Annotated in this window: 15 protein-coding genes and 2 pseudogenes; 16 read left to right on the top strand and 1 reads right to left on the bottom strand. The window is 68.7% G+C overall.

Annotation, left to right across the window (positions count from 1 at the left end):
- Positions 1 to 268: 268 nt before the first annotated feature.
- Genes B0F77_RS50765 through B0F77_RS37205 form a run of 3 tightly spaced genes read left to right on the top strand, consistent with a single transcriptional unit; the run spans position 269 to position 1,795 of the window.
- Positions 269 to 868, top strand: a complete 600-nt coding sequence (locus B0F77_RS50765; protein ID WP_342746880.1) for an alpha/beta hydrolase — start codon at positions 269 to 271, stop codon at positions 866 to 868.
- Positions 869 to 877: 9 nt separating this feature from the next.
- Complete coding sequence (locus tag B0F77_RS37200; protein WP_086667732.1) at positions 878 to 1,468, top strand: TetR/AcrR family transcriptional regulator; 591 nt, start codon at positions 878 to 880, stop codon at positions 1,466 to 1,468.
- 9 nt (positions 1,469 to 1,477) lie between these two features.
- The gene (locus B0F77_RS37205; RefSeq protein WP_086667733.1) at positions 1,478 to 1,795 is read left to right on the top strand and encodes a histidine triad nucleotide-binding protein; all 318 of its coding nucleotides are present in this window, start codon (positions 1,478 to 1,480) and stop codon (positions 1,793 to 1,795) included.
- A 7-nt stretch (positions 1,796 to 1,802) separates the two neighbouring features.
- On the opposite strand, the gene B0F77_RS37210 is transcribed toward B0F77_RS37205, so the two are convergent.
- The gene (locus B0F77_RS37210; RefSeq protein WP_086667734.1) at positions 1,803 to 2,552 is read right to left on the bottom strand and encodes a GNAT family N-acetyltransferase; all 750 of its coding nucleotides are present in this window, start codon (positions 2,550 to 2,552) and stop codon (positions 1,803 to 1,805) included.
- Positions 2,553 to 2,696: 144 nt separating this feature from the next.
- Here B0F77_RS37210 and B0F77_RS50175 point away from each other — a divergent pair.
- From B0F77_RS50175 to B0F77_RS37270, 13 genes and pseudogenes are all read left to right on the top strand, one after another.
- Positions 2,697 to 3,389, top strand: a pseudogene (locus B0F77_RS50175) (PhoH family protein); the annotation flags it as partial.
- A 954-nt stretch (positions 3,390 to 4,343) separates the two neighbouring features.
- Positions 4,344 to 4,700, top strand: a pseudogene (locus B0F77_RS50180) (PhoH family protein); the annotation flags it as partial.
- Positions 4,701 to 4,705: 5 nt separating this feature from the next.
- Positions 4,706 to 5,251: an rRNA maturation RNase YbeY gene (gene ybeY / locus B0F77_RS37220; protein ID WP_086667736.1), complete on the top strand. Its 546-nt coding sequence runs from the start codon at positions 4,706 to 4,708 to the stop codon at positions 5,249 to 5,251.
- Between the two features lie 4 nt (positions 5,252 to 5,255).
- Complete coding sequence (locus tag B0F77_RS37225; RefSeq protein ID WP_086667737.1) at positions 5,256 to 6,545, top strand: hemolysin family protein; 1,290 nt, start codon at positions 5,256 to 5,258, stop codon at positions 6,543 to 6,545.
- Complete coding sequence (locus tag B0F77_RS37230) at positions 6,538 to 6,873, top strand: cytidine deaminase (RefSeq protein ID WP_086667738.1); 336 nt, start codon at positions 6,538 to 6,540, stop codon at positions 6,871 to 6,873. The genes B0F77_RS37225 and B0F77_RS37230 overlap by 8 nt, the downstream gene beginning before the upstream one ends.
- A gap of 43 nt (positions 6,874 to 6,916) precedes the next feature.
- Positions 6,917 to 7,813 carry a PLL family lectin gene (locus tag B0F77_RS37235; protein ID WP_143467112.1) on the top strand — a complete coding sequence of 299 codons (897 nt, stop codon included), beginning with the start codon at positions 6,917 to 6,919 and terminating at the stop codon, positions 7,811 to 7,813.
- A 77-nt stretch (positions 7,814 to 7,890) separates the two neighbouring features.
- A complete protein-coding gene (era, locus tag B0F77_RS37240; RefSeq protein WP_086667740.1) occupies positions 7,891 to 8,787 on the top strand; it encodes a GTPase Era in 897 nt (298 codons plus the stop codon).
- Positions 8,787 to 9,539: a DNA repair protein RecO gene (gene recO, locus B0F77_RS37245; protein WP_086667741.1), complete on the top strand. Its 753-nt coding sequence runs from the start codon at positions 8,787 to 8,789 to the stop codon at positions 9,537 to 9,539. The genes era and recO overlap by 1 nt, the downstream gene beginning before the upstream one ends.
- Before the next feature lie 44 nt (positions 9,540 to 9,583).
- A complete protein-coding gene (locus tag B0F77_RS37250; RefSeq protein ID WP_086667742.1) occupies positions 9,584 to 10,402 on the top strand; it encodes an isoprenyl transferase in 819 nt (272 codons plus the stop codon).
- On the top strand, positions 10,399 to 10,797 hold the full coding sequence (locus B0F77_RS37255; protein ID WP_086667743.1) for a YbjN domain-containing protein: 399 nt from the start codon (positions 10,399 to 10,401) through the stop codon (positions 10,795 to 10,797). The genes B0F77_RS37250 and B0F77_RS37255 overlap by 4 nt, the downstream gene beginning before the upstream one ends.
- Before the next feature lie 14 nt (positions 10,798 to 10,811).
- Positions 10,812 to 11,252: a hypothetical protein gene (locus B0F77_RS49335; RefSeq protein WP_211294223.1), complete on the top strand. Its 441-nt coding sequence runs from the start codon at positions 10,812 to 10,814 to the stop codon at positions 11,250 to 11,252.
- Positions 11,249 to 12,259, top strand: a complete 1,011-nt coding sequence (locus B0F77_RS37265; protein WP_086667744.1) for a permease — start codon at positions 11,249 to 11,251, stop codon at positions 12,257 to 12,259. The genes B0F77_RS49335 and B0F77_RS37265 overlap by 4 nt, the downstream gene beginning before the upstream one ends.
- Positions 12,256 to 12,960, top strand: a complete 705-nt coding sequence (locus B0F77_RS37270) for a TIGR03943 family putative permease subunit (RefSeq protein ID WP_086667745.1) — start codon at positions 12,256 to 12,258, stop codon at positions 12,958 to 12,960. Before B0F77_RS37265 ends, B0F77_RS37270 begins: the two co-directional genes overlap by 4 nt.
- Positions 12,961 to 13,052: the final 92 nt, after the last annotated feature.

Below are 13,052 nucleotides of genomic sequence, written 5' to 3' on the forward strand. Positions count from 1 at the left end.
GCGTGTCTTTTGGGGGCCGAGCCCCCAAGCCCCACGCCGGGGGCAAGCCCCCGGACCCCCGTGGGCCGCCTCGCCTTCGGCGTCGGCAGGCCCTGACAAAACCTTCGGCACACCTCGTGTCTTCCCGTGGTGTTCCTGTGCCTGCTCGTGTCTTCTTCTCGTGTCGGTGTTGCTTCCCTGGGAATTCCTGACGGTCACGTAAGTTCTGCGTGTGCAGCGGATTGCTTACGGTGATCACCCCAGTCAGTTTGGTGAGCTACATTTGCCTGTGGGGGCGACTCAGGGTGCTGTTGTCGTCATTCACGGTGGTTTTTGGCACCAGCGCTACGGGCTGGAACTTGGCCGGCCCCTCGCGGACGCTCTTGTCGCGGACGGATTTGTTGTCTGGAACATCGAATATCGGCGTGTTGGCGGCGGTGGGGGATGGCCGCAGACCGGTGCGGACGTTCTTGCTGCCATCGACGCCGTCGATGTTGGGCCCCTTGTGACGCTTGGACACAGTGCTGGGGGCCACCTCGCTGTGTGGGCGGCCAAACACAGCGCGCGAGTGGTCGGAGCTGTCGCCCAGGCCGCGGTGCTGGACTTCAGCCGGCACATCACGCCGCGGGCGTTGGAGTTGTGTGCCGAAGGGCAGTTCGCGGAGGCCTCGCCGGCCGCGCTCGTGCCCATCGGCAAACCGGTGATCTGCGTGCACGGCGATCAGGACGAGGACGTGCCGGTCGCGCAGAGCATCGGGTTCTGCGAGGTGGAGCCGCAGGCCGAACTCGTCGTGGTGCCGGGGGCAGGGCACATGGACATGATCACGCCGGGCACGGAGTCGTGGGAGAGGTGCCGCGCGGCTGTCGTTCGGCTTGCCCGCGACTGCTAAAAAGGGTCGGTGCCGAAGGTTGTCGACCACGAGAAACGTCGCCGTGAGCTCGCCGAGGCGGTGTGGCGCATCGTGCAGCGGGACGGCATCGACCGCGCCTCCGTGCGTGCCGTCGCGGCCGAGTCCGGGTGGTCGAGCGGGTCGTTGCGCCACTACTTCCCGACGCAGGACGCCCTGCTCGGGTTCGCGATGGAGCTCGCGTACCGGCGGTTCATCGCGCGGCTGCAGAAGATCGACACCTCGGTCGGCAACCGCGAGCTGTTGCGGGCCGTCGCGCACGAGTTGCTCACCCTGGACGACGAACGGCGCGTTGAGGCTGCCGTGTTGTTGTCGTTCTTGCCGCGCGCGATGGTCGAACCGTCGTTGCACGAGTTGGAGCGCTACGGCACGCGTCACCTGTACGGCGAGATCGCGGGCATTCTCACTGCCGCGCAGGAGGCCGGGCAGCTGCGGGACGGTGTGGTGCCCCTGAAGTCGGCGCGGCGGCTGATCGTGCTGATCGACGGGCTCAACATCCACCACGGGCTCGGGCCCGACGAGCTCACCGCCGACGACATGATCGCGGCCGTCGACGAGCAGCTGGACGCCATCTTCGCTTAGCTGGAGGGCATGTCCTGTTTGTTCTGCCGCATCGTCGACGGTGAGGTTCCCGCGACGATCGTGCACGAGACCAAGACGATTCTCGCCTTCCGCGACATCCAGCCGAAGGCGCCGGTGCACGTGCTGCTCATTCCGCGCGAGCACGTGCCGAACGCCGTCGACCTGAACGGCGATCAGCTCGGCGACCTCTTCGCCGCCGCGCGCGAGGTCGCCGAAGCCGAAGGTGTGTCGGAGAGCGGATACCGGCTGGTGTTCAACACCGGGCCGGACAGCGGGCAGGAGGTCTTTCACGCTCACCTGCACCTGCTGGGCGGTGGGAAGCTCTGACCGGAGATCAGCCGAGCGCGAGTGACGCGGGCGCGAAGTAGCGCGACCGGTCGCCCGGCACGTGCTCGGCTCCGCGCACCATCAACGTGCAGCCGCCGGTGCGCTTCTCGAAACCGCGTTCCAGCAGGAAAGCGCCCACGTCGACGCTGTCGGTGTCCACCCGGACCTGGCCGGCGCCGGCCGCCACGTCCGCGATCAGCTCGCACGCCTCCGCGGCGGAGGGCGCGATCACCGGGCCGATGGTCAGCCCCGCGGGATTCGGCCGGGTGGCGATCAAACCCGCGCCGGACGTGCGGACGGTGTGCGGCGAGGCCGGGTCGAGCATCCGTTCCCACAGCGCGGGCCGGGTGTACCCGCTGACCTCGTGGTCGAGCGCCGCCAGCGACTCGGCGTCGGCCGGAGTGGCCTCCCTCGACACGCCGGGCGCGGCACCGGGCAACACGCCGTGGAAGTCGGTCGTCGTCCCGACCGGGTGAAAGCCGAGCCTGGCGTAGAGCGGCTCGCCCATCGGCGTCGCGTACAGCACCGACGCACTGATATCCAATATATTGGACATCAGTGCGGTGGCTACGCCACGTCGTTCGGCCCACGAGCCGACCAGCACGCCGCTGATCGCCTGCATCTCGGGATATGGCGTCGTCAGCGTCGTGCCCAGCAATCCTGAGTAGTCGAACGCGCCCCAACCCGGACCCAGTTCGAGCATCAGCTCCCACTGCTGCGGGGTCCACGCCCAACCTCGGTCCGTGATGAGCTTCATGCACTCGGGTATGTCGTCGACACCAAGCCTGCGGATCTCCACGGTCGGTGAGCACACACCGTGAGCAAAGCGGTAGCCACTCATTTTCGCCCGGACTAGCATCGACGCATCAGATCCGAGCGACAGGAAGCAGGCCGGGGCCACGTGGCCGAAGAAACACAGCAGAGCACCAAGGAAGGTCAGTCCCGGTTCGCCGTGCCAGACGGCGCGGTGCTCAGCCTGCTGGGGTCGCGTGACGAGAACCTCCGGCTCGCGGAGGAACTGCTCGACGCCGACGTCCACGTGCGCGGGAACGAGATCACCTTGTCCGGCGACCCCGCCGACGTGGCCTTCGCCGAGCGCGTCTTCTCCGAGCTCGTCACCCTCGCGAGCCGCGGCCAGGCAGTCGACCAGAACACGGTCCGCCGCACCGTGGCGATGCTGAGCGCGAACGCCGACTCCTCGCCCGCCGAGGTCCTGAGCTTGGACATCATCAGCCGCCGCGGCCGCACGATCCGGCCGAAGACGCTGAACCAGAAGCACTACGTCGACGCGATCGACAAGAACACCATCGTGTTCGGCATCGGCCCCGCCGGCACCGGCAAGACGTACCTCGCCATGGCCAAGGCCGTGCAGGCGCTGCAGGCCAAGCAGGTCAACCGGATCATCCTCACCCGCCCGGCCGTCGAGGCCGGCGAGCGCCTCGGCTACCTGCCGGGCACGCTCTACGAGAAGATCGACCCGTACCTGCGCCCGCTCTACGACGCGCTGCACGACATGGTCGACCCGGAGTCGATCCCACGCCTCACCCAGGCGGGCACGATCGAGGTCGCCCCGCTGGCTTACATGCGTGGCCGCGCTCAGCCGATCTTCACTCCGGTCCTCACCCCGGAGGGCTACCGGCCGATCGGGTCGCTGCAGGTGGGCGATCTCGTCATCGGCTCCAACGGCGAGCCGACACCGGTGCTCGGCGTGTACCCGCAGGGCGAGAAGGACATCTACCGCGTCACCGCCCAGGACGGCTCCTCGACGCTGGCGTGTGGCGAGCATCTCTGGACCGTTCGGACCGCGTCTGACCGGCGCCGGAACAAGCCGTGGCGCGTGCTCGAGACCAAGGAGATGATCGGCAACCTCCGCGGGCGCTACGAGCTGCCGATGCTCAGCGCGCCGGTGTGCCTCCCGGCCCGCGAAGTGCCGATGGACGCTTACGCGCTCGGCCTGCTGATCGGCGACGGGTGCCTCACGGGCTCCACGACGCCGTCGTCCTCTGCCGAGGTGGTGCGCGCGGCGCAGATCCTGCGCGTCAGGGCGTCTGGCGACGTGGTCACGCTGGAGAGGTCGGCTACCGCGGTCCTGTGCGAGCTGGGGCTGCACGAGACGCGTCCGCAGGTGGCGTTCGTTCCAGAGTTCTATCTGCACAACAGCGCGGACGTGCGTCTGGCAGTGCTCCAGGGCCTGCTCGACTCCGCCGGCGGACCGGTCGCCCAGGTCGGCAGAACCTGCCGCATCGCGTACATGACAACGTCCGAACAGTTGCGGGACGACGTGGTCGCCCTCGTTCGTTCGCTCGGCGGCGTGGCTTACCAGGATGGCCGCCACGACGCCTACGTGCTCGACATCAGGCTGCCCGAGGGCGTCGAGCCGTTCCGGCTCGGGCGCAAGCGGGAGAAGTACCACGCCGCAGGCGGTGGCGGGCGCCCGATGCGGTTCATCGACAGCATCGAGCCCGCAGGCCGGACGGAGACGGTGTGCATTCAGGTGGCGGCGCAGGACTCCCTGTACGTCACCGAGGACTACCTGCTGACGCACAACACGCTCAATGACGCGTTCATCATCCTCGACGAGGCGCAGAACACGACGCCCGAGCAGATGAAGATGTTCCTCACCCGGCTGGGCTTCGGTTCCAAGGTCGTCGTGACCGGTGACATCACCCAGGTCGACCTCCCCGGCGGCCAGCGCAGCGGTCTGAGGGTCGTCAAGGACATCCTCGAAGGTGTCGAGGACGTGCACTTCTCCGTGCTGACCAGCCAGGACGTGGTGCGCCACCGCCTGGTCGGCGACATCGTCGACGCGTACGAGAAGTGGCAGGTCCAGCAGGACGTCCTGGACCAGAACGTGCCACACCACGGACCCGGTGCACGCCGGGGGAACCAGCGCCGGGGACGATAGGCGCCGTGAGCATCGAGATCGCCAACGAGTCGGGTGTCGGAGTCGACGAGGGTTCCATCGTCTCCGCCGCCCGCTTCGCGCTGGACCGCATGGGCGTGAGCCCGCTGGCCGAGCTGTCCGTCCTGCTCGTCGAGCTGGACGTGATGGCCGACCTGCACGAGCGCTGGATGGACCTGCCGGGTCCGACGGACGTCATGGCCTTCCCCATGGACGAGCTGGACTCCGCGCGCCGGCCCGACGCGGCGGGCCTCGGCCCGGCGCTGCTCGGGGACATCGTGCTGTGCCCCGCGTTCGCCAAGGACCAGGCCAAGAAGGCGGGCCACGGCCTGCTGGACGAGCTGCACCTGCTGACCGTGCACGGCGTGTTGCACCTGCTCGGGTACGACCACGCGGAGCCCGCTGAGGAGCGTGAGATGTTCACGCTGCAGAACCGCATCCTCGCGGACTTCCGCAACGCTCGCGACGAGGCCGAACGGGCGGCGCACCAGCGCAGCACGGACGACAAGGTGCTCGGCGCCGTCGGCCTGGACGAGAAGAACGAAGAAGCCTGACGCGATGAGCGAGAACCCTGCCAGTGTGATCGTGCTGGCCGTTCTGCTCGTGCTTGCCGCCGGTGTCTTCGCGTGTGTGGACGCCGCGCTTGGCACCGTGTCACGAGCACGGGTGGAGGCGCTGCAACGACAGGGCCGCTGGGGCACTGGGCAGCTGCTGCAGGTCCTCAACGACCGGCCGCGGCACGTCAACCTGTTGCTGCTGCTGCGCCTGTTCTGCGAGCTGTTCGCGACGGTGCTCGTCACGGGCGTGTACCTGCAGTACGTGGAACAGGACTGGCTCGCCGTTCTGTACTCGTGCCTGAGCATGCTCGTCGTGTCGTACGTGCTCGTCGGCGTCGGGCCGCGCACACTCGGCCGTCAGCACCCGTACGGCGTGAGCCTGATCGCGGCGGGCACGGTCCGGCAGCTCGGTCGCGTGCTCGGGCCGTTGAGCAAGCTGCTGATCCTCATCGGTAACGCGATCACGCCCGGCAAGGGCTTCCGCGAGGGTCCGTTCTCGTCCGAAGTGGAGCTGCGCGAGCTCGTCGACATGGCGCAGGAACGCGGCGTCGTCGACGAGGGCGAGCGCGAGATGATCCACTCGGTGTTCGAGTTGGGTGACACCATCGCGCGCGAGATCATGGTGCCGCGCACCGAGATCGTGTGGATCGAGCAGGCCAAGTCGTTGCGGCAGGCGCTCGCGCTGTCGTTGCGCACCGGCTACACCCGTGTCCCGGTGATCGGCGAGAGCGTCGACGACGTGCTCGGCGTGGTGAACCTCAAGGACCTCATGCGGGCCACGCTCGCCGAGGACGAGGATCCGAAGAGCGTCTCCGAGCTGATGCGGCCGACGAGCTTCATCCCCGACTCGAAGCCGATCGCGGACCTGCTGCGCGAGATGCAGGTGTCCCGCAAGCACATGGCGATCGTGGTCGACGAGTACGGCGGCACGGCGGGTCTGCTGACGATCGAGGACATCCTCGAGGAGATCGTCGGCGAGATCACCGACGAGTCCGACACCGACGACCGCCCGCCGATCGAGCACCTCGAGGACGGCGCGGTGCGGGTGAGCGCGCGGCTGCCGGTCGACGACCTCGACGCGTTGTTCGGCACCGAGCTCGACGACCACGAGGTCGAGACCGTCGGCGGTCTGCTCGCGCAACGGCTCGGGCGCGTGCCGCTGCCCGGCACCGAGGCCGAGATCGCGGGCCTGCGCATGCGGGCCGAGGGTGGCAAGGACGAACGCGGCCGCATCCGGGTCACCACTGTGCTCGTGCGTCCGGTGAACAAGGAGAACGAAGAAGATGACTGACCTCGACCCTGAGGATGCCAAGCTCGTGACGCTCGCGCGGTCCGTCCGCGCGCGCAACGGTGCCGCGGAGGGAGCGGCGGTGCGGGACCTCGACGGCCGCACGTACAACGCGTCCACGGTCGCGTTGCCGTCGCTGAAGCTCACCGCGCTGCAGGCCGCCATCGCCGCCGCGGTGTCGGGCGGTGCCGAGGGCCTCGAGGCGGCGGTCGTGGTGACCGACGCGGACGCGCTCGACGATGGCTCGGTGTCCGCGGTGCGCGACCTCACGGCAACTGCGCCGGTGTTCCGTGCAACTTCGGCTGGGACCGTCGCCGACGTGGTTCGCTAGCCCCCAGCGGGCTCGATCCCGCACTGACCTGGGGGAAGTGCTGATGAGACGGTTGTCTGCGTTGTTCAGCGTGCTCGCGATCGCCGCGGGCACGCTTTTCTTTTCCGCACCGGCGGCGCACGCCACGTGGAGCGACTGGACCTGGCACGGCGGGAAGATGTACGGCACGCCCACCGTCACCACGTGGGGTCCCGGCCGGCTCGACGTGTTCGCGGTGGGCACCGACTACGAGCTGAAGCACCGGGTGTACGAGAACGGCCGGTGGCTCGACTGGGAGTCGCTCGGCGGTTACCTCACCACCTCGCCGTCGGCGGTGGCGTGGGGACCGGGCCGCATCGACGTCGTGGCCGGCAACGCGCACGGCGGTGTGCAGCGCCTCGTCTACGACGGCGTGTGGCGCCCGTGGGAGACGATCGACACCGGCACGTACCGGTACGGCGCCGCCGTCTCCTCACGCGGGCAGGGCAAGCTCGACCTCTTCACCGTCGGACGCGCGGGCGCCGATGACAACAAGCTCTACGTGAAGAGCCTGGAGAACGGCACCTGGTCCGACTGGACGTCGCTGGGCGGCAATCTGACCTCGACGCCCGCCGCGGTGTCGTGGCACGCCGGCCGGATCGACGTTTTCGCCAAGGGCGACGACGACTCGCTGCATCACACGTGGGCCGACAACGGCGTGTGGGGCTCGTGGGAGTCGCTGGGCGGCCGCATTGCCCAGGCACCTGGCGTCGCGTCGTGGGCGCCCGGCAGGCTCGACGTCTTCGCGCGTGGCACGGACAACGCGCTCTACCACAAGGCGTTCGACAACGTCTGGCACGAGTGGGAGTGGCACGGCGGTGTGCTGTCGTCCGGCGTCGGCACCGTGTCGTGGGGTCCGAACCGTATCGACGCATTCGTCACCGGGAACGATCAGGCAGTGCACCAGAAGGCCTGGTACTGAGCCTGTCGTCGCGTGACGGAATAGCAGATCCCGGGACCGGCGACAACCCTGTTGCCGGTACCAGGGACAATGGACGGATGGATGGTTACCGCTCCGGGTTCGCGTGCTTCGTCGGACGCCCGAACGCAGGGAAGTCGACGCTGACGAACGCGCTGGTGGGCACGAAGGTCGCCATCACGTCCAGCAAGCCGCAGACCACCCGGCACACGATCCGCGGCATCGTGCACCGCGAGGACGGCCAGCTCGTGCTGGTCGACACGCCCGGTCTGCACCGGCCGCGCACGCTGCTCGGCCAACGGCTCAACGACCTGGTGCGCGAGACGTGGTCGGAGGTCGACGTCGTCGGCTTCTGCGTGCCCGCGGACCAGAAGGTCGGCCCCGGCGACAAGTTCATCGCCGCCGAGCTGGAGAAGGTCGCCAAGCGCACGCCCGTGGTCGGCATCGTTACCAAGACCGACCTGGTCCAGCCGCAGCAGGTGATGGAACAGCTGCTCGCGCTGCAGAAGGTGATGGAGTTCGCCGAGATCATCCCGGTGTCCGCGGTCGACGGCTTCCAGGTCGACAAGCTGAGCGACCTGCTGCTGCAGAAGCTGCCGGAGGGCCCGCAGCTGTTCCCGGACGGCGACCTGACCGACGAGCCGGAGCAGACCCTCGTCGCCGAGCTGATCCGCGAGGCCGCGCTGGAGGGCGTGCGTGACGAACTGCCGCACTCCATCGCCGTGGTGGTGGAGGAGATGCAACCGCGCGAGGGCCGTAACGATCTGATCGACATCCACGCGTTCGTGTTCGTCGAACGGCCGTCGCAGAAGGCGATCATCCTGGGCCACCGGGGCGAGCGTCTCAAGCAGGTCGGCATGGCCGCGCGCAAGCAGATCGAGGCGCTGCTGGGCAGCCGCGTCTACCTGGACCTGCACATCAAGATCGCCAAGGACTGGCAGCGCGATCCGAAACAGTTGCGCCGCCTGGGGTTCTGATGGCCAATCTGTACCGCGACACCGGGATCGTGCTTCGGGTGCAGAAGCTCGGTGAAGCGGACCGGATCATCACGTTCCTGTCCCAGCGGCACGGCAAGCTCCGGGCCGTGGCGAAGGGCGTGCGCCGCACGTCGTCGAAGTTCGGTGCACGGCTGGAGCCGTTCTGCCACGTCGACGTGCAGTTCCACCCCGGCCGGTCGCTCGACATCATCACCCAGGTGCAGACGCTGGACGCGTTCGGCGTCGGCATCGTCACCGACTACCAGCGCTACACGGCCGCGTGCGCCATCTTGGAGACCGCTGACCGCCTCACCGCAGAAGAGGGCGAACCGGTCGTGCGGCTCTATCTGCTCGTGACGGGTGCGCTGCGCGCGTTGTCGGCCGGCGAACGTGATCCGTCGCTGCTGCTGGACGCGTTCCTCATGCGTGCCATGGCGTTTGCCGGTTGGGCGCCCGCCGTGAACGAGTGCGCCAAGTGCGGCACCCCTGGCCCGCACCGTGCGTTCAGCGTCCAGGCCGGCGGCACGTGCTGCCCGAACTGCCGCCCGCCCGGCTCGGCGTCGCCGTCGCAGGACACGCTGGCGCTGCTCTCGGCGCTGCTGCACGGCCAGTGGGGCGTGGTCGACGAGATCCCGCACGTCGCTCGCCGCGACGCGAGTGGCCTGGTCGCGGCACACCTGCAGTGGCACCTGGAACGGCAGCTCCGCTCGTTGCCGTTGGTCGAGCGAAAGGCCAAGCCGGAGGACGGCTAATCTGGCGGCCACCCGATATCGCTGCCGAAAGGATGCCGAGCCCCATGCTGCGTCGCCGCCGCTCCGAGCGTGAGAAGCGCGTCCCGCGCCCGCCGGAGCCGCACCCGTCCGGCGCGGTGCCCCCGCAGATTCCCGTCGAGTTCGTGCCGAAGCACATCGCGATCGTGATGGACGGCAACGGCCGTTGGGCCAACCAGCGCGGACTGTCCAGGGTCGAGGGGCACAAGCGGGGCGAGCAGGTCGTCGTCGAGGTCGCCAAGGGCGCGATCGAGATGGGCGTGAAGTGGCTGTCGCTGTACGCCTTCTCCACCGAGAACTGGCGCCGCAGCCCCGAAGAGGTCCGGTTCCTGATGGGCTTCTCCCGCGACGTGATCCACCACCGCACCGACGAGCTCGACGAGCTGGGCGTCCGGGTGCGCTGGGCGGGGCGCCGGCCGAAGCTGTGGCGCAGCGTCATCAAGGAGCTGGAGGTCGCGGAGGAGCGCACCCGCGACAACGACCGGCTCAACCTCGCGATGTGCATCAACTACGGCGGGCGCGCCGAGATCGGTGACGCCGCCCGTGAGATCGCGCGGCTGGCCGCCGCCGGGCAGCTCAACCCGGACAAGGTCGACGAGAAGACCATCGCGCGCTACCTCTACCAGCCCGAGATGCCGGACGTGGACCTGTTCATCCGGCCGTCCGGGGAGCAGCGCACGTCGAACTTCATGCTGTGGCAGTCCGCGTACGCCGAGCTGGTGTTCCAGGACATCCTGTGGCCCGACTTCGACCGCCGCGACCTCTGGCGCGCCGTCGAGAAGTTCGCCGAGCGCGACCGCCGCTTCGGTGGTGCGATCGACAAGCCCGATTCGGAGGTGTCGTGAACGCGAGCGGTGAGGCTCTCGAGGCCGCGCGCAAGGCGCTGGAGCTGTTCCACGACGTCTCCGTGGACGACGACGGCGCGTTGAGCTTCCGCCACGGCGACGTGCCGTGCGCCGTGCAGGGCATGGAACTGGCAGAAGGCCTGACGGTGCTCTCGCTGACGGTCGTGGTCGCGTGGGACCTGGTCGGCGACGTGGCCGTGTGGGTGGCCGAACGTGCTGGTCAGGGCCTGTTCGGAACGCTCGGTGTGATCGCGTCGGAACGGGGCACGGACGTGATGCTGAGGTACGCGTTCCCGGCGGACGGCCTCAAGCCGGAACCGTTGAGCACGCTCCTCATGCTGGTTGTGTCGACCGCGTCGCAGGTGCGCGGCGAGCTCCTCTCCCGCTTTTCTTGAGAAAGGACCCTTCGATGGGTGGCGTGATCATTTACGAGCCGGAAGAGGACTCGGACGTCAACGAGTTCCCCTGGACCGTCACGTTCGAGCCGTCGGGCGGCGACGACTGGGACTCGTTCATCTGCGGCCCGTACGAGCGTGACCACGCCGTCGCGCTGGCCGAGGCCGTGGCGTTGGACGACGCCGAGGGTGGCGTGCTCGCCATCGTGAAGCCGATGCTGCCCGCGCTGTCCGCCGAGGACGTCTCCGCCACGATCGAGGAGCTGCGCGAAGCCGCCCTCGAGGAGGAAGAGGCCGAGGAGACGGTCAACGGCACGCCCGTCGACTTCGACGACGACGAGGACCTCGAGGAGGAAGAGGCCGAGTTCGACGAGCCGCCGTCGCCGGAGGAGATCCGCGAGGGCATGGCCCGCACCTACCGTCGTTTGCTCGACCTGGACACGGACGCGGAATGACGATCACCGGCGAGATCCGCTCGTCGAAGCGGCGCTCGGGACCGCCTCGGCTGAAGATCACGTCGTTGGAGGTGCTGTGCGGGATCCTCGTTCTCGCACTGCTCTTCCAGTCACGGCTTGTCGACCTGCTGGACGTGCCGAAGCTGCGCACCGCGTCGACCGTGTTCGTGGCGATCTGCGTGCAGGCCATGCCGTTCCTGGTCCTGGGCGTGCTGATCTCCGGCGCCATCGCGGCGTTCGTGCCGGCTTCGGCCTTACGTCGGTTGCTGCCTTCGCGCACCGCCTTGGCCGTGCCCGTGGCCGGTGTCGCGGGCGTGGCCCTGCCAGGCTGTGAATGCGCGTCGGTGCCCGTTGCCCGGCGGTTGATGCAACAGGGCGTCGCGCCGGCCGTCGCCCTGACGTTCCTGCTGGCGGCGCCCGCGGTGAACCCGATCGTGCTGGTGGCGACGGCGGTGGCGTTCAACGACACCCCGATGATGGTCGTCGCGCGGTTCGTCGGGTCCCTGCTGACCGCGATGGTCATGGGCTGGCTGTGGGTGCGGTTCGGCAAGATGGAGTGGATCGCCGAACGGGCGCTGGCGCGTCTTGGTGATCACTCCGGCCAGAACAAGTGGGCGGTCTTCGCCGAGAGCGCGCGCCACGACCTCGTGGACGCCGGCGGGTTCCTGGTGCTCGGCGGGCTGTTCGCGGCGACGTTCAAGACCTTCGTACCGGTCGCCTGGATGCAGACCCTGGGCGGCCAGATCGTGCTGGGCGTGCTGGTGATGGCCTTCCTCGCGGTGATCCTGGCGCTGTGCTCGGAGGCGGACGCTTTCGTGGCCGTCGCCTTCTCCGCCCTGCCGCTGCTGCCGCGGCTGGTGTTCCTCGTCGTCGGCCCGGCCGTCGACGTGAAGCTGATCGCGCTGCAGGCAGGTGCTTTCGGCAAGTCCTTCGCCTTCCGCTTCGCGCCCGCTACCTTCGTGGTGGCGATCTTGTGCGCTGTCGTGACGGGAGTGGTGCTGCTGTGAGGCGGGAAACCCAGAACATCCTGCTGGTCCTGCTCGGCGGAGCGCTGCTGAAGATCAGCTTCTCGGGCCTGTACCTGCGCTACGTGCAGAAGGGCCTGCTGCCCCTGCTGATCGCCGCCGGCACGATCATGATCGGGCTGGCGGTGTTCGCGATCGTCCGCGACGTCCGCCGCGGCAAGGCCGTCGACGAGGACGGCCACGAGCACTCGCACTCGTCGCGCTCGACCTGGTTGATGCTCCTGCCGGTGATGGCGGTGTTCCTGATCTCGCCGCCCGCGCTGGGCGGTGACGTGGTCAGCTCGGCCGCCGACACGAACCAGACGCAGCGGTCCCGCAACCTGCTGGGCGACCTGCCGTCCGGTGAGGTCATCCCGCTGTCCATGACCGAGTTCGTCACGCGCACGGCGTGGGACGAGTCCGGCACGCTGGACAACCGCCGCGTGAAGCTGACCGGGTTCCTCACGCGTGCGGAGGGCTCTACCTACGTCGCGCGGCTGGCCATCTCGTGCTGCGCGGCGGACGCGCGGCCGCTGAAGGTGAAGCTGACCGGGGACGTGCCTTCGCTGCCCGACGAGCAGTGGGTGGAGCTGACCGGCAAGGTCGTGCCGAAGTCGGCGTCCGAGAAGAACTCGTGGGTGCCGAGCTTCACAGTGGAGTCGTCAGCCTCCGTGGCCGAGCCGGTCGAGCCCTACGAGTCCTGAGTTCACCCGATATCCGATATATCAGCTGCCTGGTTGCCTGCTTGCCACGCCTTTGCAACGAGTCTTTTGCGGACGAAGTCCAAAGACTCATT

The organism is Lentzea kentuckyensis, assembly GCF_002150765.1.
Classification (GTDB): Bacteria; Actinomycetota; Actinomycetes; order Mycobacteriales; family Pseudonocardiaceae; genus Lentzea; species Lentzea kentuckyensis.

Bases quoted from the DNA above. Each gene is read 5' to 3' on its own strand.
- era (WP_086667740.1), top strand. From the start codon at position 7,891: ATGGATGGTTACCGCTCCGGGTTCGCGTGCTTCGTCGGACGCCCGAAC.
- B0F77_RS37250 (WP_086667742.1), top strand. From the start codon at position 9,584: ATGCTGCGTCGCCGCCGCTCCGAGCGTGAGAAGCGCGTCCCGCGCCCG.
- recO (WP_086667741.1), top strand. From the start codon at position 8,787: ATGGCCAATCTGTACCGCGACACCGGGATCGTGCTTCGGGTGCAGAAG.
- B0F77_RS37210 (WP_086667734.1), bottom strand. From the start codon at position 2,552: ATGAAGCTCATCACGGACCGAGGTTGGGCGTGGACCCCGCAGCAGTGG.
- B0F77_RS37225 (WP_086667737.1), top strand. From the start codon at position 5,256: ATGAGCGAGAACCCTGCCAGTGTGATCGTGCTGGCCGTTCTGCTCGTG.
- B0F77_RS37235 (WP_143467112.1), top strand. From the start codon at position 6,917: ATGAGACGGTTGTCTGCGTTGTTCAGCGTGCTCGCGATCGCCGCGGGC.
- B0F77_RS49335 (WP_211294223.1), top strand. From the start codon at position 10,812: ATGGGTGGCGTGATCATTTACGAGCCGGAAGAGGACTCGGACGTCAAC.
- B0F77_RS37205 (WP_086667733.1), top strand. From the start codon at position 1,478: ATGTCCTGTTTGTTCTGCCGCATCGTCGACGGTGAGGTTCCCGCGACG.
- B0F77_RS37265 (WP_086667744.1), top strand. From the start codon at position 11,249: ATGACGATCACCGGCGAGATCCGCTCGTCGAAGCGGCGCTCGGGACCG.
- B0F77_RS37230 (WP_086667738.1), top strand. From the start codon at position 6,538: ATGACTGACCTCGACCCTGAGGATGCCAAGCTCGTGACGCTCGCGCGG.